At 68.8% G+C, this 22,156-nt stretch carries 17 protein-coding genes; 9 read left to right on the top strand and 8 right to left on the bottom strand.

All coding sequences use genetic code 11. The annotated features are described in order from the left end of the window. Positions 1-14: 14 nt before the first annotated feature. Positions 15-3,167: a penicillin acylase family protein gene (locus tag ACGFH6_RS34250; protein WP_393392359.1), complete on the bottom strand. Its 3,153-nt coding sequence runs from the start codon at positions 3,165-3,167 to the stop codon at positions 15-17. Between the two features lie 116 nt (positions 3,168-3,283). Between ACGFH6_RS34250 and ACGFH6_RS34245 the strand changes: the two genes are divergently transcribed. Then, positions 3,284-4,372, top strand: a complete 1,089-nt coding sequence (locus ACGFH6_RS34245) for an aminotransferase class V-fold PLP-dependent enzyme (RefSeq protein WP_393392357.1) — start codon at positions 3,284-3,286, stop codon at positions 4,370-4,372. 50 nt (positions 4,373-4,422) lie between these two features. On the opposite strand, the gene ACGFH6_RS34240 is transcribed toward ACGFH6_RS34245, so the two are convergent. Next, the gene (locus ACGFH6_RS34240; protein WP_393392355.1) at positions 4,423-6,360 is read right to left on the bottom strand and encodes a DEAD/DEAH box helicase; all 1,938 of its coding nucleotides are present in this window, start codon (positions 6,358-6,360) and stop codon (positions 4,423-4,425) included. A gap of 418 nt (positions 6,361-6,778) precedes the next feature. On the opposite strand from ACGFH6_RS34240, the gene soxR reads away from it, so the two are divergent. Then, entirely contained in the window at positions 6,779-7,252 is a 474-nt protein-coding gene (gene soxR / locus ACGFH6_RS34235) for a redox-sensitive transcriptional activator SoxR (protein WP_131353068.1), read from the top strand. A 37-nt stretch (positions 7,253-7,289) separates the two neighbouring features. Here soxR and ACGFH6_RS34230 read toward each other — a convergent pair whose 3' ends face one another. Continuing rightward, the gene (locus ACGFH6_RS34230; protein WP_393392350.1) at positions 7,290-7,766 is read right to left on the bottom strand and encodes a hypothetical protein; all 477 of its coding nucleotides are present in this window, start codon (positions 7,764-7,766) and stop codon (positions 7,290-7,292) included. A gap of 216 nt (positions 7,767-7,982) precedes the next feature. On the opposite strand from ACGFH6_RS34230, the gene snpA reads away from it, so the two are divergent. Continuing rightward, a complete protein-coding gene (snpA, locus tag ACGFH6_RS34225) occupies positions 7,983-8,651 on the top strand; it encodes a snapalysin (protein WP_393392347.1) in 669 nt (222 codons plus the stop codon). A 173-nt stretch (positions 8,652-8,824) separates the two neighbouring features. On the opposite strand, the gene ACGFH6_RS34220 is transcribed toward snpA, so the two are convergent. Next, complete coding sequence (locus ACGFH6_RS34220) at positions 8,825-9,844, bottom strand: LacI family DNA-binding transcriptional regulator (RefSeq protein ID WP_393393592.1); 1,020 nt, start codon at positions 9,842-9,844, stop codon at positions 8,825-8,827. Positions 9,845-10,075: 231 nt separating this feature from the next. Here ACGFH6_RS34220 and ACGFH6_RS34215 point away from each other — a divergent pair, with 231 nt between their 5' ends. Further along, the gene (locus ACGFH6_RS34215) at positions 10,076-11,155 is read left to right on the top strand and encodes an ABC transporter ATP-binding protein (RefSeq protein ID WP_393392344.1); all 1,080 of its coding nucleotides are present in this window, start codon (positions 10,076-10,078) and stop codon (positions 11,153-11,155) included. Positions 11,156-11,164: 9 nt separating this feature from the next. Here the strand turns inward: ACGFH6_RS34215 and ACGFH6_RS34210 are convergent, their stop codons facing one another. After that, positions 11,165-12,163: a glycosyltransferase family 2 protein gene (locus ACGFH6_RS34210; RefSeq protein ID WP_393392342.1), complete on the bottom strand. Its 999-nt coding sequence runs from the start codon at positions 12,161-12,163 to the stop codon at positions 11,165-11,167. 156 nt (positions 12,164-12,319) lie between these two features. On the opposite strand from ACGFH6_RS34210, the gene ACGFH6_RS34205 reads away from it, so the two are divergent. Next, positions 12,320-14,746, top strand: a complete 2,427-nt coding sequence (locus tag ACGFH6_RS34205) for a YfhO family protein (protein ID WP_393392340.1) — start codon at positions 12,320-12,322, stop codon at positions 14,744-14,746. Here ACGFH6_RS34205 and ACGFH6_RS34200 read toward each other — a convergent pair. Then, on the bottom strand, positions 14,736-15,728 hold the full coding sequence (locus ACGFH6_RS34200; protein ID WP_393392337.1) for an ABC transporter permease subunit: 993 nt from the start codon (positions 15,726-15,728) through the stop codon (positions 14,736-14,738). The two genes, ACGFH6_RS34205 and ACGFH6_RS34200, sit on opposite strands and share 11 nt — an antisense overlap. Next, a complete protein-coding gene (locus ACGFH6_RS34195; RefSeq protein WP_393392335.1) occupies positions 15,728-16,648 on the bottom strand; it encodes an ABC transporter ATP-binding protein in 921 nt (306 codons plus the stop codon). Before ACGFH6_RS34195 ends, ACGFH6_RS34200 begins: the two co-directional genes overlap by 1 nt. Positions 16,649-16,825: 177 nt before the next feature. Here ACGFH6_RS34195 and ACGFH6_RS34190 point away from each other — a divergent pair, with 177 nt between their 5' ends. The 4 genes from ACGFH6_RS34190 to ACGFH6_RS34175 are packed head-to-tail and all read left to right on the top strand — an operon-like array spanning position 16,826 to position 20,619. Further along, positions 16,826-17,131 carry a metal-sensitive transcriptional regulator gene (locus ACGFH6_RS34190; RefSeq protein ID WP_131353076.1) on the top strand — a complete coding sequence of 102 codons (306 nt, stop codon included), beginning with the start codon at positions 16,826-16,828 and terminating at the stop codon, positions 17,129-17,131. Positions 17,132-17,165: 34 nt separating this feature from the next. Then, positions 17,166-17,384, top strand: coding sequence for a heavy-metal-associated domain-containing protein (locus ACGFH6_RS34185; protein ID WP_393392331.1), 219 nt, complete (start codon positions 17,166-17,168; stop codon positions 17,382-17,384). Then, the gene (locus ACGFH6_RS34180) at positions 17,381-18,388 is read left to right on the top strand and encodes a hypothetical protein (protein ID WP_393392329.1); all 1,008 of its coding nucleotides are present in this window, start codon (positions 17,381-17,383) and stop codon (positions 18,386-18,388) included. The genes ACGFH6_RS34185 and ACGFH6_RS34180 overlap by 4 nt, the downstream gene beginning before the upstream one ends. Before the next feature lie 11 nt (positions 18,389-18,399). Further along, positions 18,400-20,619: a heavy metal translocating P-type ATPase gene (locus ACGFH6_RS34175; protein ID WP_393392326.1), complete on the top strand. Its 2,220-nt coding sequence runs from the start codon at positions 18,400-18,402 to the stop codon at positions 20,617-20,619. Here the strand turns inward: ACGFH6_RS34175 and ACGFH6_RS34170 are convergent. Beyond that, positions 20,612-22,153, bottom strand: a complete 1,542-nt coding sequence (locus ACGFH6_RS34170) for an alpha-amylase family glycosyl hydrolase (RefSeq protein ID WP_393392323.1) — start codon at positions 22,151-22,153, stop codon at positions 20,612-20,614. The two genes, ACGFH6_RS34175 and ACGFH6_RS34170, sit on opposite strands and share 8 nt — an antisense overlap. Positions 22,154-22,156: the final 3 nt, after the last annotated feature.

The following is a 22,156-nucleotide window of genomic DNA, read 5'->3' as shown; positions in this document are numbered from 1 at the left end:
CAGGCGCACGGTCGTCATTGCCGGAAGACCTGAAGCTCGTACAGCGAGTACCCGTACGACGTCCCCCGCTGTGTCCCGGTCACCCGCACATACCGCGCAGGAACCGCTCCGAAGCGAGCCACGTCCTCCCCGCCGTCACCGGTCGTCGTCGCAGACACCTGCTGCCAGGTCGTCCCGTCCCGCGACACCTCGATCCGGTACGCCTTCCCGTACGCCGCCTCCCACCGCAGCACCACCCGGCCGACCGACTGCTCGTTGCCGAGGTCAACCTTCAGCCACTGCGGATCGGACCAGTTGCTCGCCCAGCGTGTGGTGAGCTTCCCGTCGACCGCCTGCGCCGGCGGTGAGTTGAACAACCCCGACTCGTGACTGCTGGCGGTTGCCGTCTTCCCCAGCGCCAGGTTGCTGACGTCGTCACCCCGCCGCGCCGGGAACTCGACCACCTGCTGGTACGTCGGCCTGTTCACCCAGGCGATGCGGTCCTGGGTGATGCCGCCCATCGGGTTGTGCGCGATCTGATCGGCACAGAACTGGTCACCCGCCGAGCAGTCCGCGGTGGCCGGATAGGTCGTGGCGGCCGGGACCTTCGTTGCTGCCAGCAAAGAGTCCGCCAACACCTGGCGGCAGGCAGCGAGCGATCCGCCACCGCAGAACGTGACCGGTTGCGGCGTCTGCACCGGATCGCCGAGCACCTTGCGCAGGTCACGCTGCACGAAGCCCCACCACCCGCTCTGGAAGGCGGATCCCTGCGCGCTCGGTCGCTCGTCGATCTTCAGGTTCGCAACCAGAGCGCCGTACAGGTCGGGGCCGAGGTCCTTGAACTCCGCCGGGACCAGCAGCGGCCACCACGCGTCCAGGATCCGGATCGCGTCGGCGTGGTCGTAGGTCCTCGACGAGGCGTTGGGCGTCTTGCGGTGACTGCCGGCCGCCTCCCACGCCGTGAGCTTGGCGACCGCGTCGGCGACCGCCGGATCCGTGATCGGCGCGCTCTTCAGGACCCGGATCAGGTACGGCAGCACCTGGTCACCGCGAAGGTCGACGGTGGCCGCGTCCTCCATCGCCTCGACCAGCTTGCCGCGGGTGAACTTCTGCCCGTTGTCGATGACGGCCTTGATCCGGTCGTCGAGCGGCTGGCTCCGATAGACGGAGTTGTACCCGAACTGCCCGTCCGACGCGGAGAACCCGGGCGCCTGCTTGTTGTTCCAGCTGGTCAGGTAGTCCTGGTCGACCACCTGCGGGTGCTGCGCGGCCGGGGTGTAGGTCGCCCGGTTGGTGGCCGGATTCCAGCCCTGCCACTCGTACGAGCTCCACGTCGGCAGGTTCGGGTCGCCGCCGGCCGCGCGGACCGGGTTGTCGCCGGAGTTGAAGTACGCGATCGACGACTTGTCGGTGTAGAACCAGTTGAACGTGTAGCCGATCTTGCTCGCGGCACTCTGGAAGTCGGCCGCCGAATGGATCCGGTCCGGGTCGTTCAGCTGCATGAACCCGAGCGCGGAGCCGGCCTCGTTGCCGTACGTCGACCGGTTCTTGGTGAACACGACCGGCCGTCCGCCGACCGTGCCGCGGTGCGTGACAATGCCGAACTTGGTGCGCAGGGCAACCAGAGTGTACGACCCGGCCGGTTCGGACGAGCCGAGGCTGGAGTACCACTCGTTGTGCCGCTCGAGCCGTTCGATCGGTTGGCACTGGCCACGGAACTCGTAGTACTGCGAGTTCTTCGTCGGCGTTCCGCCACCCGGCTCACACAGCGGTACGGCGAACGTGTCGGTGATGTCCTGTCCCGCGGAGGTAGCGCTCCACGAGTAGTCGGGTCCGCGACCGATCAGCGTGTAGAAGTTCAAGCCGGCGAACGCGATGCCGCGTGAGCTGACACCTGGTCCCTGCAGCTCCTGACGCATGAGCAGCTGCGGAGCGAAGTACCCGGTCTGTGGACCGTAGACCGCGACCGGATTGCCGCTCTCGGTGTGCGCTCCGGAGACGAGCAGAGCGTTGGACATCCCCTTCTTGCCAAAGCCTTCGGGGAACAGGCCACCGTCGAAGATGCCGCGAAGCGCCTCCGAACCCGCAGGTGCCGGTTTCGCAGCCTTCGCCTTCGCGACGGTCTGGTTGATCACCTCGGGCTCGGGCGTGACCGACCCGCGGTCCGGCATGGCGCGACCGGCCGGGTTCGGACCTGTCTCGCCGTACGGGAAGGTCGTCCCGTTGTGCACCGTCGTACTGGCTTCCGGGTCGTTCTGAGAGCGGAACGACTCCCAGACCTTGGTGCCTTCGGCAACGCCGTACTTCGCCTGGGCCTCGAGCAGAGCCAACGCGGAGTTGACTTCCTGGCCGCCGCCTGTGCCGAAGATGCCCGCCACAACGGCCGCGGTGGCGACGACGTCGGTCACCTTCCACGGCTGGGTCGGCCAGTCGAGGCCGAGCGCGACATACTCACCGGGGTACGCGATTCCGACGGTGTTGATGTAGTTGTTCACCCCGTCGACCCAGGCCTGGATGTCCTGCTGCATCTTCACGCCGTCGGCGCCGTACAGTTCGTCGGCGTCGTCGTACTGCCGCTGCAGATCCGCTTCCGTGTACGGCGCGGTCCGCCAGAACTCCTGCTCGAACGCGCGATTCGCCGCCGCACCACCCGCGAACGGAGTGAGCTGACCGCGGCCGAGATGCCGGAACACGTCCATCACGAACAGCCGGTCCTGCGCGCCGGCGTACCCGGAGCCGAACATCACCCCCTGGCGGGTGGTCCCGGTGATGTGCGGGATGCCGCGCGACTTGTCCCGCACGATCGTGACGTCCGAACGCGGGTGGATCGTGCTCGCCACGTCGTTCGGCTGCACCCCGAACGAGGCGTCGTCGTAGTACGGCGCAAGGCCGTCGTCGGTCATGCCTTGCGAGTTCCAGACCAGGTCCTGGTACGGCTTCAGCGAATCGCTGAAGTGTGGCGGGCGGACGCCCAATCCCTTGAAAAGAAGGAGATCCGTGAAGGTGGCGTTGCCGTTCTGGCCGGGCGGAAGGATGTCGCGACATTGCCCGGCGCAATAGTCGGTGGGTGTGGCGGCCGCTGCGTCGGGCTCGGCCTGACTCGGCGACGGCAGGGCAGCCAGCACGGCAGTGACGGCGACCGCGGCGGTGATCGTACGAAGGTGGGTTCGGCGTGCGGGGCGGGGCACAAGAAACCTCCTCTGCTCAGTAAAACTGAGAATGACTCACCAGTAGGTTTCGGGTCAAGATCTTGCGCTCGGGCTCTCGCCAATTGCTGTGCGTGACCACTAGGCTCAGCCGCACCATGAGCATCCATGAGCGATATCGGTTGAGTGTGGTGATCAACGCCAAGGGGACGTACACCCCGCTGGGGGTGTCGCGCAGTTCCGACGGGGTGGCGGCGGCCGTCGCACAGGCACTTCCTGAATTCTTCGTGATGGACGAGCTCGGCGACCGGGCCAGCGAGGCCATCGCGCAGTTCACCGGTGCGCAGGCCGGTGCCGTCGTGCACTGCACCGCGGCCGGCATCACGCTCTCGGTCGCGGCCACGATGACCGGCGGCGACCCGCGCCGGATCGCAGCGTTGCCCGACACAACGGATCTGCACCACCGCGTCGTGCTGCCCGCCTGTCACGTCGTCAACTACGGTCACACCAACCTGCAGGGCATCCGGCTGGCCGGTGCGCACGTGGACCTCGCCGGGGACGAAACCCGTTGTTCCATTGGGGATCTGGAGGAAGAGCTCGACGGACCGGACGTCGCCTGCCTGTTCCTCGTCTCGTCCCGGCTGACCGAAGGCGAGCCGATCGATCTGGTCGCCGCGGTACGTGCCGCGCATCGTCGCGGCGTACCCGCGATCATCGACGGCGCCGCTCAGTTCCCGCGGATCGCGGACCTGCTCTCGACCGGCGCGGACCTGGTCCTGGTGAGCGGGCAGAAGTACCTCGGCTCCCCCACGGCGGGGCTGGTCGCCGGGACCTGGTCGCTCGTCCAGGCCGTGCGCGCCCAGGAGCGAGGCATCGGCCGGGGGATGAAGCCGACGAAGGAGGCCGTCATCGGTGTCCTGGCCGCACTCGAGGAGTGGCAGGCGTTCGACCGGATGAAGTGGGAGGCCGACGAGCTGGCGAAGGTGGTCGCGTTCGCCGATGCCGCGGGCAAGATTCCCGGTGTGGTGGCCGAGGTCGTCCCCGATCCGACCGGCCTGCAGGTGTCGCGAGCCCTGCTCAAGGTCCCGGACGCCAAGCGCCTGGCAACCGAACTCGAGGCCGGGTCACCGTCGATCTACGTGATGACCGATCGCGTCGACACCAATGAGCTGATGCTCGAGCTCGTCCCGCTGGACGACACCGAGATCGCCGCCGTACTGGCCAGGCTCTGGGCGATCCTGACATAGCAAAGGCCCTGATCCCCTTTGTGTCACAGGGAATCAGGGCCTCGCGTCGATCAGTGCTGGTACGACTTGCCGTCGGTACGACGGGGTCCGTTGCTGCGACGCGGTCCGCTGCCGCCGCGGCTGTCGTGGCCACGACCCGGCCGGCTGCTGCCGAACCGCTTGCCACCCTTGCCGCCGCCCTTGCCGAACCGCTGCGGCTTCGGGGCGGGCAGCTTCACCGGGTACCCGGACGGCTTGTTGCCGCCGGTCAGCTCGGTGACCAACTGGTCGCCCGGACGCGCGCGCACCGGCTCGGCGTCGACACCGGCGGACTCGGCCAACCGGACCATGCCGCGCCGCTGGTGCGGAAGCACCAGCGTGACGACCGCACCCTTGCCGCCGGCGCGTGCCGTCCGGCCGGCCCGGTGCAGGTAATCCTTGTGGTCCGCTGCCGGATCCGCCTGGACGATCAGGCCGACGTCGTCGACGTGGATGCCGCGGGCCGCGACATCCGTTGCCACGAGCACCGGTACCGAACCGTCCTTGAACTGGTCCAGCGTGCGGTTCCGGGCGCCCTGGGTCAGACCGCCGTGCAGCGCCGCGGCCATCACGCCACGGTCGCGCAGCTGCGTCGCAACGCGATCGGCACCCAGCTTGGTCCGGACGAACACGATGGTCCGGCCGTCGCGGCTGGCCAGCTCGGCCGTCAGCGACTGCTTGTGCCCCGGCTCGATCACCAGCAGGTGGTGCTCCATCGTGGTGACCGTGGCCTGGCCGGACTCGGTCGAGTGCTGCACCGGGTCCTTCAGGTAGGTCTTCACGATCTTGTCGACGTCGTTGTCCAGCGTCGCCGAGAACAGCAGCCGCTGCCCGTCGGCCGGCGTCATGTCCAGCAGCGTGGTCACCGCCGGCATGAAGCCCATGTCGCACATGTGGTCGGCCTCGTCGAGTACGGCGATCTCCACCGCACCGAGGTCGGCCGCACCCTGCTCACACAGGTCGATCAGCCGGCCCGGCGTCGCGATCAGCAGGTCGACACCACGGCGCAGTGCGTCGATCTGCTTCGGGTACGGCAGGCCGCCGGCGATCAGCTTCAGCGACACATTCATCACGTGCGCGAGCGGCTCGAGCGCGTCGTGCACCTGCATCGCGAGCTCACGCGTCGGGACCAGGATCATCCCGCGCGGCCGCCGCGACTCGGTCCGGCCACCGGCCAGCCGCGTCAGCGTCGGCAGACCGAAGCCGAGGGTCTTGCCGGAACCGGTCTGGCCACGGCCGAGCACGTCCTTGCCGGCCAGCGCGTCCGGGATGGTCGCGGCCTGGATCGGGAACGGCGTGGTGATGCCGTCCCGCGCCAGCCGCTGGATCAGCCGCGGCGCGAGCCCGAGCTGGGCAAACTGGTTGTCAGGAGCAACAGTCCCGAGGTCCACCGGCGCCTCGTCCCGCTTGGTGTACTGCTTGTCGTCCCGCCGGTACGTCGGCCGCTCAACGCGATCGTTCCGCTCGAAACGCGGCCGCTCATCCCGCTGCTGGTACGACGGCCGCTCGTCACGCTTGAACGACGGACGGTCATCCCGCTGCTGGTACGGCGTACGGTCGTCGCGCTTGTACGACGGACGCTCGTCACGCTTGTACGACGGACGCTCGTCGCGCTGCTGGTACGAGGGACGGTCGTCCCGCTTGAACGACGGACGGTCGTCGCGGCGGTACTGCGGGCGGTCGTCCTCGCGGCGCGGCTGGTTGGCGCGCTCGGCGCGGTAGCCCTTCACCGGGGCGCGGTCATAGCTGCGCACACCGCGGTCGGAGTACTGGGTGGGTCCGCCCCGGCGCTCACCGCGGGCGGTGTCGTCCCGGACCTCACCGGCCGCCGGGGAAGCGGGCGCGGCCTCGGCCGCCATCCGCTCGCCGTACGACTGGGTCTGGAACTTCTTGTGCCGCGGCTTCTTGATCCGGCCGTCGGCGGTGTTGCCGGCGGCAGGCTCGTGCTGGTCCTGGTGGTGCTGGGTCACGCAATCTCTCTCTCAACGTCACGGACGAAACCCGACCGGTACCCGCGCGCAAAGGCCGGCCAGGAGAAACTGGCCGGTCTGGACGAACTGGCAGGAGATAGGCATCGACCTGCGGGTGCTATCGCGTTGCACCCTCGTCGCCGGGAACCTTCAGCGGGATGCTGAAACCGACGGGTCGGAGCGCCTGGGAAATGCTCTGGTGACGCGACGCGCGCACCGACACAGCAAAAAGTATACCCGACCTCGGTCCGCCCCTTGACCAAGGGGACGACGTACCCCCAGGCCACCACCATCGCCCCGTCCAGAACCCGCCGAGCGGGTCTGACGCGCCCGAGGCACGATTGTGATGGCCTGGCGGTCCACAGTGCTCCAGTTCAAGTGCGGTTGAGTTTTTGGAACCCGGTTCTAGGGTGGCGGTATGGCGCAGGAGAACGTCCCCAGCAAGGAGCACTGGCTCTCCATCGGGGAGATCGCACATCGGTCCGGAGTAGCGGCGTCGGCGTTGCGGTTCTACGAGGACCAGGGCCTGATCACCTCGCGGCGGACGGCCGGCAACCAGCGGCAGTACCAGCGGAGCACGTTGCGGCGGATCGCCTTCGTGCAGGCGGCCCAGCGGGTCGGGCTGGCACTGTCCGAGATCAAGGGGGCACTCGACTCGTTGCCCGAGGACCGGACCCCAACCCGCTCGGACTGGAGCCGCTTGTCCAAGACGTGGCGCGGCCGGCTCGACGAGCGGATCTCCGAGCTCGAGCGGCTGCGCGACGACCTGGACAGCTGCATCGGCTGCGGCTGCCTCAGCCTGCAGCGCTGCAACCTCTACAACAAGGCCGACCGACTGGCCGAACGCGGCCCCGGCGCCCGCATCCTCAACGTCGGCATCCCCGGCGAATGACCCGCACCGCCTGGGTGTCCTGAGTCGGCTCAGGACACTATCGGCGGGTCGCCTTGCGGATCACTGTGATCGGCACCATTAGCGAGAGCAGACCCAGCACTCCCAGCCTCCAGCCCCACAGCCACGGGTGCTGAGGCAAGCGCTCCGGCGGCAGGGACGCGACGATCTGGTCGACCCGCCGCTGCACCTGGTCGCGCTCGGCGTCGGTGAAGCCACCCGCGCCCAGCTCCCGGGCCAGCGCGACCACTTCCGCGTTCTGCTCGTCACTGAACCCCGGCAGCTCCCCGGCCGACCCGCCGAACCCACACCCCAACGGCTCGCCATCCGCCACGTCGACCGACAGTTCGTTGTTCCCACAGTCGTCACCGGGATGCTTGAAACCCACCTTGTAGTCGTAGTGCGACGCGTACTGGTCGGCGAATCCCCACAACGCCGCCATAAGCCCGCCGAAGGCCAGCCCCAGCACCCCGAGAACTGCCAACAGGACCAGCAGCACTTTCCCCAGGGAGCGCATGGGTTCACCTTAGGCAGGAGGCCAGGTCATAGGTGGGGCGTTATGGATGACATAGAACCGGCGGGGTGAGTCGCGGGTTAACCCCCGAGTTTGGGGTGATCCGGTGCGGAAGTTCCGGAGTCTTGGCAGCATCCGGGGGTAGCGAACAGTAATCCGCTGGTCGCTATCCGCCACAGATCTTCGGAGTGAGGCCCTCCCATGTCGCATCGCCGTGTCTTGAGTTCGTTAGCGGGGCTCGCCGCCGCCGCGCTCGCCGTCCCCGCCTTCGCCGCCGCGTCCCCCACTGCGTCGGCCCCCGCCACCAACCCGTCCGCCTCCACCGCCGCGACCCGGGCGGCGTACGTCGGTTCGCCGCAGGACGAGGCCGCCACCAAGGCCTTCTACGACGCGGTGATGAAGTCCGCCCGCGCCAAGATGGCCCAGCAGGCCAAGTCCGGCCAGAAGGTGGCCGCGGTCACCGTCACGTACGCCGTCGACGCGCCGACCTTCCAGTCCCAGATCAACTCGAGCACGCAGATCTGGAACTCCTCGGTCAGCAACGTCCACCTGGTCGAGGGCAGCAACTACGACTTCTACTACACCGAGGGCAACGACCCACGCGGCTCGTACGCGTCCACCGACGGGCACGGCAGCGGCTACGTGTTCCTCGACTACGCCCAGGCGCAGGAGTACGACCCGACCCGGATCACCGCCCACGAAACCGGCCACGTGCTCGGCCTGCCGGACCACTACACCGGCCCGTGCTCCGAGTTGATGTCCGGCGGCGGCCCCGGCCCGTCCTGCACCAACCCCTACCCGGACGCCACCGAGCGGTCCAGGGTGAACTCGCTCTGGGCCAACGGCAAGACCAGCCTGCCCACCGCGGCCTTCCACGTCGCCAAGTGACCAACCTCGACTGATCCGGTTCTCCGGCTCGACCGTCCGGCAGGGGGCGGCCGGGCCGGAGTCAGAGGGCGTCTGTGCCGAGTGCCCCGCAGTAGGCGCAGGGTTCTCAGACGCCCTCTCAGTCCGGTCTGCCCGGGCAGCCCGCCCCGATGCCCGGGCAGGCCTTGTCGTCGTCAGCGGGCGGGACCCGTCGTACCGCGGACCACCAACTCGGGGCGGAAGAGGAACTCGGTGTGGGGCGTGGCGTGGCCGCGGACCTCTTCCAGCAGGGACTGGACGGCCGCGAGGCCCATGGCCTGGACCGGCTGACGGATGGTGGTCATCGGCGGATCGGTGAACTCCATCATCGGGGCGTCGTCGTAGCCGACCACCGAGATGTCGCCAGGGACCGAGAGGCCGCGCTGACGGGCCGCCCGGATCACGCCGAGGGCCATCATGTCGGAGCCGCAGATGACCGCGCTGACGCCGGCGTCCACGAGCTGCTGTGCGGCCGCGGCGCCACCCTCGACACCGAACATGCTCAACGCGACCATCGGGTCCAGCTCGTCGTCGGACAGCCCGAGCTGGGCCTTCATCGCCGTCCGGTAGCCGGCCAGCTTGCGCTGCACCACGATGAACCGCTCCGGCCCGGACGCGAACCCGATCCGACGGTGGCCGAGGGCAACCAAATGGGTGACCGCCAGCTCCATCGCGGCGTTCTCGTCGGACGAGACGAACGGCGCCTCCACCCCGGGCAGCCAGCCGTTCACGAACACCACCGGCAGCCGCCGCTCCACCAGCGACTGGTACCGCGCATGGTCCGCGCCGGTGTCCGCATGCAGACCCGAGACGAAGATGATCCCGGAGACGCCGCGCTCCAGCAGCATCTCGACGTACTCCTCCTCCGTCGCGCCCGACGGGGACTGTGTGCACAGCACCGGGGTGAAGCCGCGCTGGGACAGCGCCGACTCGATCACCTGGGCGAACGCCGGGAAGATCGGATTGATCAACTCCGGCATCACCAGCCCGATCAGTCCGGCCGACCGGCGCCGCAACCGGCTCGGCCGCTCGAACCCGAGGACGTCGAGCGCGGTCAGCACCGATTGTTTGGTGTCCTCCGCGACCCCCGGTTTGCCGTTCAGTACCCGCGAGACCGTCGCCTCACTGACCCCCGCCTTGGCCGCGATGTCCGCCAGCCGGGCCCTGCCGTTCACGCTGCTGCTCACGCCCGGCACTGTACCCAGGCCGCCGTTGATCTTGCAGCAAGATCCTGCAAGAACTTGCAGGATGCGCGGGAGTGTCCACAACGTGAACAGTACGGGCACGTCACACGCCGTACACCTTGTCAGGACGAGCGGGGCGGGTGAGGATAAGCGAACCCCCGCCCGGGGGCCTTTACTCGGATCGTCCGGCACGTTCCTGCCGGTGAAGGGATGTAAATCGTCATGGCCACTGTGTCGTTCAAATCGGCAACCCGGGTCTACCCCGGCTCCGACACCCCCGCGGTCGACAAGCTCAACCTCGAGATCGAGGACGGCGAGTTCATGGTGCTCGTCGGCCCGTCGGGTTGCGGCAAGTCCACCTCGCTCCGGATGCTCGCCGGCCTCGAAGAGGTCAACGAGGGCTCCATCTACATCGGCGACCGCGACGTCACGCACCGTCCGCCGAAAGAGCGCGACATCGCGATGGTGTTCCAGAACTACGCGCTCTACCCGCACATGTCCGTCTCGGACAACATGGGCTTCGCACTGAAGATGCAGGGTGTCTCCAAGGAGGACCGGGCCAAGCGGGTGATGGAAGCCGCGAAGCTGCTCGGCCTGGAGGAGTACCTGGACCGCAAGCCGAAGGCGCTGTCCGGTGGTCAGCGTCAGCGTGTCGCGATGGGCCGCGCGATCGTGCGTAACCCGCAGGTCTTCCTCATGGACGAGCCGCTGTCGAACCTCGACGCCAAGCTGCGTGTCCAGACCCGTACCCAGATCGCCGAGCTGCAGCAGCGCCTCGGTGTCACCACCGTCTACGTCACCCACGACCAGGTCGAGGCCATGACGATGGGCGACCGGGTCGCCGTACTGAAGGACGGCCTGCTCCAGCAGGTCGACACCCCGCTGAACCTGTACGACGCCCCGAAGAACAAGTTCGTGGCCGGCTTCATCGGCTCGCCCGCGATGAACCTGCTCGAGGCGGACATCACCGAGAGCGGCGCGAAGGTCGGGGACTACGTGATCCCGATCGAGCGCAGCGTCCTGTCGAAGGCCGGCAGCGACAAGACCCTGACCATCGGTGTCCGTCCGGAGGCCTTCAAGGTCGCCGACAACGGCCTGCCGGTCAAGGTCGCCGTGGTCGAGGAGCTCGGCGCCGACGCGTACCTGTACGGCACCGCGGAGCACAACAACGAGCACCAGCAGATCGTCGCCCGGATCGACGCCCGGATGCCGGTCGAGAAGGGTTCGACCATCCGCCTCGCGGCGGTGCCGGACAAGCTGCACCTGTTCTCGACCTCGACCGAGGAGCGGCTGACCGCCTGATCCTCGGCTCTACACCACACGCCGGCCTCGGGTGGCTCTGCCACTCGAGGCCGGTGTCTTGTCCAGACGGTCGGCCGGGTCCATGTTGGTCTGCTTGAGCAGGTAGTGCGGGCGCTGCTTGGTCTCGTAGTAGATGCGCCCGATGTACTCGCCGATGACCCCGAGCATGACCATCTGCAACCCACCGAGACCGGTGATGGCCGCGATCAGCGTGACGTACCCCGGCATCTTCACCCCGTTCAGGGCGGCCACCACGATCACCCAGACCGCGTACGCGGCCGCGATCGCGGTGAGCACCCCGCCGACGTAGATCGCCAGCCGCAGCGGCTTGTTGTTGAACGACAGCAGCCCGTCCAGCCCGTACTCGAGCAGCCGCCGGAACGTCCACCGGCTCTTCCGGTCGGTCTGCTTCACGTTCTCGTACTCGAACAGGATCGACTCGAACCCGATCCAGGCGAACAACCCCTTGGAGAAGCGGTTGTACTCGCCCAGCTCCAGCAGGCCGTCCACCGCGCGCCGGGACAGCAGCCGGAAGTCGCCGACCCCGTCCATCAGCTCGACGTCGGCCCAGTGGTTGATCAGCCAGTAGTACGCCCGGGCGAACATCGTCCGGGTGGCCGGGTCGCCGACCCGGGTCCGTCGCGCGATCACCTGGTCGAAACCGCGCTCGTAGTGCTCCAGCATCCGGCCGACCAGCTCCGGCGGGTGCTGCAGGTCCGCGTCCATGATCACCACGGCGTCGCCGCTGGCGTAGCGCAGGCCGGCCAGCATCGCGGCCTCCTTGCCGAAGTTCCGGCTGAAGGACAGGTAGCGCACCGACTCGTCGGTGGCGGCCAGCTCGACCAGGGCGTCCAGCGTCCCGTCCGCGCTGCCGTCGTCGACGTACACGATCTCGTACGGACGGCCGGTGGCGGTCAGCTCGCGGCTGACGGCCTGGTGGAACTTGGCGATCACCTCGGCCTCGTTGAAGCATGGTACGACCAGACTCAGTCGCATCGTCGTTCTCATCGATCCCACCCGTCCGCGCCGATGCAATTTTTGTCTAGACCTGAACTAGGCGTTAGCTTTGCACGCCGGGGTGACCGAACAAAGGGGCGGGTTGTGGGATCGGAACAAGGCACGGCGGTACAGGACCGACCTGCCCAGGCGGGCAGAGCGGCGCTGGTGGCCGGGCTAGTGGTGGCGGCGGTCTTCGCCGCCTCCGGAGTCATCCGCGGTACCTATCCCTTCGGTTCAGTGTCCCGCAGCACCAATGATCTTGGCACGCAGTACATCCCGTTCTTCGCCCATCTCTGGGACGTCCTGCACGGCCGCGCACAGGGCGACCTGTTCTTCAACTGGCAGAGCGGCTTCGGCGTGGGGTTCCTCGGCGACTACGGCGTCGTCCTGGGCAGCCCCCTGTCGCTGCTGGTGGGGCTGTTCCCCCGCGACCAGATCGATCTGGCCGTCTACGTCATCACCGTCCTCAAACTGAGCCTCGCCGCCGCCGCGATGGCGGTGCTACTCATCAAGATGCATCCAGGACCCCGTTGGGTTGCAGCAATTCTCGGAGCTTCGTACGGCGTTTGCGGCTGGGCGATCGACGACGGCGCGTACGTGCCGATGTGGCTGGACGGCCTGATCGCACTGCCGCTGTTCTTCCTGGTCGCGGAATGGTCACTGCGACGGACGAACCGCCTGCTCAGCGTGCTGGTGGTCGGGGTCTTCTGGGTCTCCAACTTCTACACCGCCTACATGGCCACGATCGCCGGCGGAATCTATCTGATCGCACGGGTTTTGACCAGCGACTTGAGCTGGGTGGACCGGCTGCGGGTCGTCGTCCGGCACGGAATCTCGTTCGTTCTCGGGATCGCCCTGTCGGGGCCCATCCTGCTCCCGGTCCTGATGGCCAACCGCGACGCAACGCCGTCGCCGCCCGGGATCTTCACGCCGAACGAGCTGAGCGAGTTCCTGTCCCGTCTGCTCCCGCTGTCCGAGGGCGTCGGCCGCACGGCCAGCCTGTACGTCGGAACGGTCGCGCTGCTGCTCGCCTGCACGCTGCCGTTCAACCGGGCGGTGCCGATCCGGACCAAGCTGGTCTGGGTGGTGGCCACCGTCCTGGTCACGATGTCGTTCCGGTGGGCGCCGACGCAGTCGATGTGGCACGGCTTCGACACGCCGAACGGCAGCCAGTACCGCGAGGCGTTCGTCCTGTGCGGCCTGATCGTGGTCCTGGGCTGGTTGTCGGTCGCGTACCGCCTGCCCGGGCCGATCGCGCTGCTCGGCGGCGGCGCCCTGGTCGCCGTGATCGCGGTGTGGTCGGACGGGAGCCCCTACCTGACCGAGTACGCCGTCACCCTGCTGATCGTCTCCGGCGCCGTCACCCTGGTCGCGCTCACCATCGTCTGGGCGGTACGACGCTCGCCCTCGCTACGACGGTCGAAGTGGCCGGTGGCAGCGGCGTTCGCGCTCGTGCTGACCGTCGTCGCGGTCGAGACGACCTGGTCCGCGGTGGTGACGGACGAGCAGCGCAAGGAGATCCTCAGCGCGTCGCTGCGCCCCTGGGACGAGCGGCAGACCCAGCGGTTCGACGCGATCGAGGCGGCCGGCGACTGGCCGTCGTACCGGACGGATCCGGGGACCACGGTGACGCCGAACGACCCGGTGTTGCTCGGTGGGCAGGGTCCGGGTCTCTACAGCAGCCTGCTGCCGCACTCGCTGAACGAGACACTGACCGATCTCGGCTTCGGCTGGACCGGCTACGGCAGGGCCAACCGCGACCTGGACAACCCGGCGGTCGACGCGATCTTCTCGGTCGGGGCCCGGATGCACCTGAACGGCGGCGACCCGGAGTTCACCCGCGCCACCGTACCGCCGCTCGTCACGGTCCGGCCCCAGCTCGGCATGACCCAGGCGCCGAACGTCTTCGTCGCCCAGGACCGGCTGCTCGGGACCCAGGTCTACCAGGTGCCGACGTACAAGGGCACCCGGATGCCCGGCGGCGGAAACGTGGTGCTCGTCGGGCAGTGCCGCCCGGGCTCCAAGATCTTCCTGAACCTGCCTCACACGGTCGGACAGGTGCGGCAGACCGGTGACGCCGAATGGACGGACCTGCTCGCGAGCCGCCGGCCAGGCGTGACGACGAACAGCGGGGTGGTCGGCCTCGGCACGACGCCGGCCTCCGGTACCGCGTCCGTGGAGGTCAAGTTCGTCGGGAACGCGAAGCGTGGCATCGCACCCCGGGGCGCGATCGGCTGCCTGGACGAACCCGCGCTGGCGAAGGCGGTCGAGACGTTGCGCTCGACCGGGGCGACGGACGTCGAGGCGGGCGGTCATTCGATCAGCGCGACCCTCCCGGCGGGCAGCCAGGGGTACGCCGTGGTCGCCGTACCGAAGCTGCCCGGCTGGAGCTGCTCCGCCGGAGACGGCGCTGCCAAGACTCCACGGGACTTCGGCGGCCTGATCGCCGTACCACTCGGCGACTCGGCCGACCGGATCGACTGCAGCTACACGCCGCCCGGTCTGCGGCGTGGCCTTGCACTGGCCGCCGTCGCCGTTGCGGTCGCCGTCGGGGTGGCGCTGTTCGGACGGATGCGGCGGCTCAGGAGTTGATGTCGCGGCGGTGGAACACCGCGGCGCCGAAGACCACCAGGACGACCGCGAGGATGCCCAGGTACCACGCACCGCGTTCGAACGTCAGCGTCTTCACCACGCTGTTGCACAGGTAGCCGCCGTCGCTGGTCGACGAACACTGGTTGACGTAGTACGTCGTGTCGTGCCGGATGAACGCGTCGAAGTTCAGCTTCACCAGCCACGGCTGGACCTTGTTCAGCAGGTTGCCGAAGATCGCCTCGACCAGGACCAGGTACCCCATCGCGAGACCGAGCGCGGCCGCGGTGTGCCGCAGCAGCAGGCCGACCACGCCGCCGAGAGCCGCGCCCAGCGCGGTCAGTACGACGGCTCGCCCGGCGGTCGCCAGCAGATCACCCCAGACCTCGCCGGTCGTGGTCGCGGTGCTGCCGAGCTGGTCGACGATCAGGTAGGTGCCGACCACGAGGACTCCGAGGACGACGACCGCCACAGGCACGAATCCGATCGCGGCCGCCAGCAGCTTGCTGCCGTAGACCCGTAGCCGGCGTGGTTCGAACGTGAGCCAGTTGCCGATGGCACCAGTGCTGAACTCGGCAGCGACGAAGCTCGCGCCCACCAGGAAGGCAGCGAACAGCAGCAGGTACGACACTCCGTGGAGCAACTCAGGCATCAGCTCGGCGAACACCGCCGGCGGCTTGCCGAACTCCTCCGGTCTCGGCTCGGGGTAGCTGCACATGTCCTCGCGCTTGGGCTTCGGATCGGGCTGCTTCTCCCACTGCTCGTTGCACGCGGCCTCGTTCGCCACATGACCGTCCACCCACTGCTGATGGGCGATCTCGTACTGCGACTGGGCCGCGCGCTGCTCTTCCGCCGACGACGGCCGTGCCTCGAGCCAGGTCGCGAACAGCAGGAGCAGGATGATCAGCAGGAGGCCGATCACGCCGACGACGGTCATCCGCCGGGCGACCAGCCGGCGCAACTCGACCGTGGTGAGACGGACCATCAGATCTTCTCCTCCGCGGTCAGCTCGAGGAAGACGGACTCGAGGTCCGCGCGGACGGGGACGAGTTCGGACACGTACAGCTCCTGATGCGCCAGCCGGCGCGTGATCTCGGCCGGTTGCCCGGCGCCGTCCACCAGCAGATAGTTGCCATCGGCCCGCACCGTCATCCCTGCCGCGGTGAGGATCCGGGTCGCCGCCTCGTGGTTGTCCACGGCAACCTTGACGGTGGTCGCCGTACCGCCGCCGATCACCTCCGCGACGGTGCCGGAGGCCAGCAGCCGGCCGTGGCCGATGATCGACACGGTGTCGGCGACCTGCTCGACCTCGGCGAGGATGTGGCTGCTCACCAGGACCGTCCGGCCCTGGTTGCCGAGTCCGCGCATGGTCTCGCGGATCTCCCGGATGCCGGCCGGGTCGAGGCCGTTCGTCGGCTCGTCGAAGATCAGCAGATCGGGCTCCTTCAGCAGCGTGGCCGCGATCGCCAGCCGCTGCTTCATGCCCAGCGAGTACGAGCGGAACCGGTCGTCACCGCGCTCCGCGAGTGATGTCTGCTCGAGCACCTCACCGACCCGCCCGCGGGGTACGCCGATCGCCTCGGCGAGTAGCTGCAGGTTCTTCGCACCGGTGAACGCCGGGAAGAACTTGGGCGACTCGACGATCGCACCGACCCGGCCGACCACCTCCGGCAACTGGGCCGGCACCCGCCGGCCGAACACCGTCATCGTCCCGGCGTCAGCGCGGATCAGGCCGAGCAGCATCCGGATCGACGTGGTCTTGCCCGAGCCGTTCGGCCCGAGGAAGCCGTGCACTCCCCCGGCCGGCACGTCCAGGTCGAGACCCTGGACCGCGACGACCTTCCGGCCCAGCCGGGTCCGGTAGGTCTTGCGCAGACCGCGCGTACTGATCGCCAGCTCCGGCATCGTGCTCCTCTCGTCCGGTGGCAGACGCACAGCGTGACAGGTTTGTTGCCGGACCGCTCGATGTGATACCCCCCACCCGTATTCGGCGAAGACTTGCATTCGATACCCCAAGGGGGTAACTTCATGCCTGTCGACATACCCCCGAGGGGTAGCCGCGGACCGCTGGAGGAACCTGAGATGACCACCGACGCCGACGCTCATGTGCACGGATACACCGCCGAGAAGAGCAGCCACCTGAAGCGGCTGCGGCGGATCGAGGGCCAGATCCGCGGCCTGCAGCGGATGGTCGAGGAGGACAAGTACTGCATCGACATCCTCACCCAGGTGTCGGCCGCGACGAAGGCACTGCAGTCCTTCTCCCTCGAGTTGCTCGACGAGCACCTGTCCCACTGCGTGGTCGAGGCCGCGCAGAAGGGTGGCGCCGAGGCCGAGGAGAAGGTCCGCGAGGCCTCCGACGCGATCGCCCGCCTGGTCCGCAGCTGACACACCTGAACGCATTCGAGCTAGGAGCACCGCTATGACCACCACGATCTACTCCGTCTCCGGGATGACCTGCGGCCACTGCACCGCGGCGGTCACCGAGGAGCTCAGCAAGCTGGCCGGCGTGCAAGAGGTCAGCATCGACCTCGTCGCCGGTGGCACCTCCGCGGTGCACGTGACGAGTGAGTCCGCGCTCGACGAGGCCGCCGTTCGCGAGGCCGTCGACGAGGCGGGTTACGAACTGGCGGAGTCATGAGCCGGGCCGTCGCGCTCCGGCTCGGCGCGTTCGCCGGTGCGCTGGCGCTCGCCTTCGGGGCGGCGTACGCGATCGGCTCAGCGGTCGACCCGATCGCGGCGGCCGACACGCCCGCGGCTCCGGCGCACGGAGAGGAAATGGGCGGTATGGAGCAGACCTCAGGACACGGCGCGGGACACGATGCCCCCGGGCAACTGCCCGGGCTGGCGGTGTCCGACGCCGGCTACACCTTCGCGCCCGCGACGACGTTCTACCAGTCCGGCGCGAAGACCCGACTGCGCTTCACGATCCAGGGACCGGACGGCAAGCCGGTGACGCAGTACACGAAGACCCACGAGAAGGACCTGCACCTGATCGTGGTCCGGCGTGACCTGTCCGGCTTCCACCACGTGCACCCGACCAGGGACGCGAGCGGGACGTGGAGCATCCCGTTCACCTTCACCGCCGGCGGCACCTGGCGGCTGTACGCCGACTTCCAGCCGGCCGGACTGGACCGCGGCCTGACGCTCGGCACCGACGTCAACGTGTCCGGTCTCTACATCCCGGTCCCGCTGAGCGAGCCGGCGAGCATCTACAGCTTCCACGGGTACGACGTGACGCTGTCAGGCACTCCGGTCGCGGGGAAGGAATCCGAGCTGACGTTCCGGGTCAGCCGGGGCGGCAAGCCGGTCACCGACCTGCAGCCGTACCTGGGCGCCTTCGGGCACCTGGTCTCCCTGCGCAGCGGCGACCTCGCCTACCTGCACAACCACCCGGCACAGCACGCCGAGCCCGGGACGAAGGGCGGCCCGGAGATCACCTTCGGCACCACCTTCCCGACCGCCGCGACGTACAGCCTGTTCCTGGACTTCCAGCACGCGGGTGCTGTGCACACCGCCGAGTTCACCGTGAAGGTGGGCCCGAACGGGACCACGATCGTGCCGCCGACGCCGGTGCCCACCACCACGGCCACCACGACAACCACGACCACACCGGGGCACGAAGAGACCCCGCACGGCCACTGAGGAGGCTTGCCATGAGTGATTCCGTCGAACTCATCATCGGTGGCATGACGTGCGCCTCGTGTGCCGCCCGGGTGGAGAAGAAGCTGAACCGGATGGACGGCGTCACCGCGACCGTCAACTACGCCACCGAGAAGGCGAAGGTGACGTATCCGGCCGGCATCACCACCGACGACCTGGTCGCCACCGTGGAGAAGACCGGCTACACCGCGACGCTGCCGGCCCTTGCGGTTGCCGACGGCAACGAGAACGAGCCGGACGAGCTGAAGCCGCTGCGCGAGCGGCTGATCGCCAGCATCGTGCTGGCGGTGCCCGTGATCGCGTTCGGGATGATCCCTGCGCTGCAGTTCGACTACTGGCAATGGGCGTCGCTGACGCTGGCCTTCCCGGTGGCGACGTGGGCGGCCTGGCCGTTCCACAAGGCCGCCTGGACGAACCTGCGGCACGGCGCCACCACGATGGACACGCTGATCTCGCTGGGCGTGGTCAGTGCGTTCCTCTGGTCGCTGTACGCACTGTTCCTCGGCTCCGCCGGTGAGCCGGGGATGACGATGCCGTTCACGTTGATCCCGTCCCGCGGCACCGGCGCGGAGGAGATCTATCTCGAGGTCGTCACCGCCGTGACGACGTTCATCCTGGCCGGACGGTACTTCGAGGCCCGCGCCAAGCGCCGGTCCGGCGCGGCCCTGAAGGCGCTGCTGGAGCTCGGCGCGAAGGACGTCGCCGTACTGCGGAACGGGGCCGAGGTGCGGATCCCGGCCGACCAGCTGGCCGTGGGTGACGAGTTCGTCGTCCGGCCGGGCGAGAAGATCGCCACGGACGGCGTGATCGTGACCGGCAGCAGCGCGGTCGACGCGTCGATGCTGACCGGGGAGTCCGTCCCGGTCGAGGTCGGCCCGGGCGACGCGGTCGTCGGCGCCACCGTGAACGCCGGCGGTCGGCTGATCGTCCGGGCCACTCGGGTCGGCGCCGACACCCAGCTGGCGCAGATGGCGCGACTGGTCGAGGACGCGCAGAACGGGAAGGCCGAGGTCCAGCGGCTGGCGGACAAGGTGTCCGGGTTCTTCGTGCCGATCGTGATCGGGCTCTCGCTGACGACGATGGGCTTCTGGCTCGGCAACGGTTCCCCGGTCGAGGTGGCGTTCACCGCGGCGGTCGCCGTACTGATCATCGCCTGCCCGTGTGCGCTCGGGCTGGCCACGCCGACCGCGTTGATGGTCGGCACCGGCCGCGGTGCGCAGCTCGGCATCCTGATCAAGGGTCCGGAGGTGCTGGAGTCCACACGTCGCGTCGACACTGTGGTCCTGGACAAGACCGGCACCGTGACCACGGGCCGGATGGAGCTGATCGACGTACTGCTGGCTCCCGGACAGGAGCGGGCCGACGTACTGCGTCTGGCCGGCGCGCTGGAGCACTCCAGCGAGCACCCGATCGCGCAGGCCATCGCCCGCGGTGCCCAGGCCGAGCTCGGTCAGTTGCCCGAGGTCGAGGACTTCGGGAACGTCGAAGGCCTCGGGGTCCAGGGCATCGTCGACGGGCACGCGGTCCTGGTCGGACGCACGCGGCTGCTGGAGGAGTGGAGCCAGTACCTGCCCGACGACCTCGCACACGCGAAGGACCACGCCGAGGCCGAGGGCAGTACGGCGGTCGCGGTCGGATGGGACGGGGAGGCGCGAGCGGTCCTGGTGGTCGCGGACACGGTGAAGCCGACGTCGGCAGAGGCCATCGGCCAGCTGAAGGCGCTGGGACTGCGGCCGGTGCTGCTGACCGGGGACAACGAGGCCGTGGCACAGAAGGTCGCGGCCGAGGTCGGCATCGACGAGGTGATCGCCGAGGTACTGCCGGCCGGCAAGGTCGACGCGGTGAAGTTGCTGCAGGGCGAGGGCCGGGTCGTCGCGATGATCGGTGACGGCGTCAACGACGCCGCTGCCCTGGCCCAGGCCGACCTCGGCCTGAGCATGGGCACCGGCACCGATGTGGCGATCGAGGCCAGTGACCTGACCTTGGTCCGTGGCGACCTGCGCGCGGCGGCGGACGCCATCCGCCTGTCCCGCAGCACGTTGCGCACGATCAAGGGCAACCTGTTCTGGGCCTTCGCCTACAACGTGGCCGCGCTTCCGCTGGCGGCCGCCGGACTGCTGAACCCGATGCTGGCCGGCGCCGCGATGGCCTTCAGCTCGGTCTTCGTCGTCTCGAACAGCCTGCGGCTGCGGCGGTTCCGTCCGCTCACCTGATCCAGGCCGTGCTGTCGCTCGGCAGCCTGCCGTCGTCGAGTGGGGTGCTGGTCAGCAGCACCACCTCGTGCGGCGGCAGGTCGACCGGGTCGGCCGTCAGATTGGTGACACAGGTCAGGTTCTCCCGCTGGAATGTCAGCACACCGGATGGCGAGTCGAGCCAGCTGAGCGTCCCGTCGCCGAGATAGGTACGGCGGAGTGCCAGACCGGTGCGGTAGAGGGTGAGCATCGAGTTCTGGTCGTCGTGCTGGGACTCAACGGTGAGGTTCTTCCAGTCGGCGGGTTGCGGAAGCCACGGCGTACCGGTTCCGAAGCCGAACGGCGGTTCCTTGCCCGACCACGGTAGGGGCACTCGGCAACCATCCCGGCCGCGGTCGGTGCCGCCGGAGCGGGCGAAGATCGGGTCCTGGAGCAGTTCGTCAGGCAGGTTCTCGACCTCCGGCAGACCGAGTTCCTCGCCCTGGTAGACGTACACCGCACCCGGCAGCGCCATCGCGAGCAGGGCCGCGGCGCGGGCGCGCCGTTCGCCGAGAACGAGGTCGGTACGCATGCCGTGCTTGCGGTCCTGATGTGAGAACGACGTGTCCGGGCGCCCGTACTTCGTCACCGGCCGGGTGACGTCGTGGTTGGACAGCACCCAGGTCGGCGGGGCCCCGATCGGGACGTGGGTCGTCAGCGTGAGATCGATCGACGCCCTGAGTTCGTCCGCCTGCCACGGGCGGGACAGGAAGTCGAAGTTGAACGCCGTGTGCATCTCGTCCGGGCGCAGGTACAGCGCGAACCGTTCCTGGTCCGGCATCCACATCTCGCCGACCAGGAAGCGGCCGTCGTACGAATCGGTCACCTGCCGCCAGCCGCGGTACACGTCGTGCACCTCGTCGTGGTCGGTGTACGACTCCTCGACACTGTCCAGGTCCTTGAACAGCACGGCGGCGCTGTCGATCCGGATCCCGTCGACGCCGCGGTCCAGCCAGAACCGCAGGATCGCGTGGAACTCCTCGACCACGTCGGCGTTGCGCCAGTTGAAGTCCGGCTGCTCCGGGGCGAACAGGTGCAGGTACCACTCACCGTCCTCCACCCGGGTCCAGGCCGGGCCGTTGAAGATCGACTGCCAGTCGTTGGGCGGCAGCTCACCGCGTCCCGGACGGAACAGGAACCGCTCCCGCTCGGGCGACCCCGGACCGGCCCGCAACGCCTGGACGAACCAGTCCTGCTGATCGGACCCGTGGTTCGGGACGATGTCGATGATGGTCCGGATGTCCAGCGCGTGCGCCTCCGCGATGTACGCCTCGGCCTCCTCGAGCGTGCCGAAGGCCGGGTCGATCGCGCGGTAGTCGGCGACGTCGTACCCGCCGTCGGCCATCGGGGACGGGTACCACGGGTTCAGCCAGATCGCGTCCACGCCGAGCTCGGCCAGGTACGGCAGCCGCTCGCGCAGACCGGCCAGATCGCCGATCCCGTCACCGTTGCCGTCGGCGAAACTGCGCAGGTACACCTGGTAGATCGCCGCGTCGCGCCACCACTCGTCAGCCATCGA

The organism is Kribbella sp. NPDC049227 (assembly GCF_043197265.1).
Classification (GTDB): Bacteria; Actinomycetota; Actinomycetes; order Propionibacteriales; family Kribbellaceae; genus Kribbella.
This window is presented reverse-complemented; position numbering and strand designations above follow the sequence as displayed.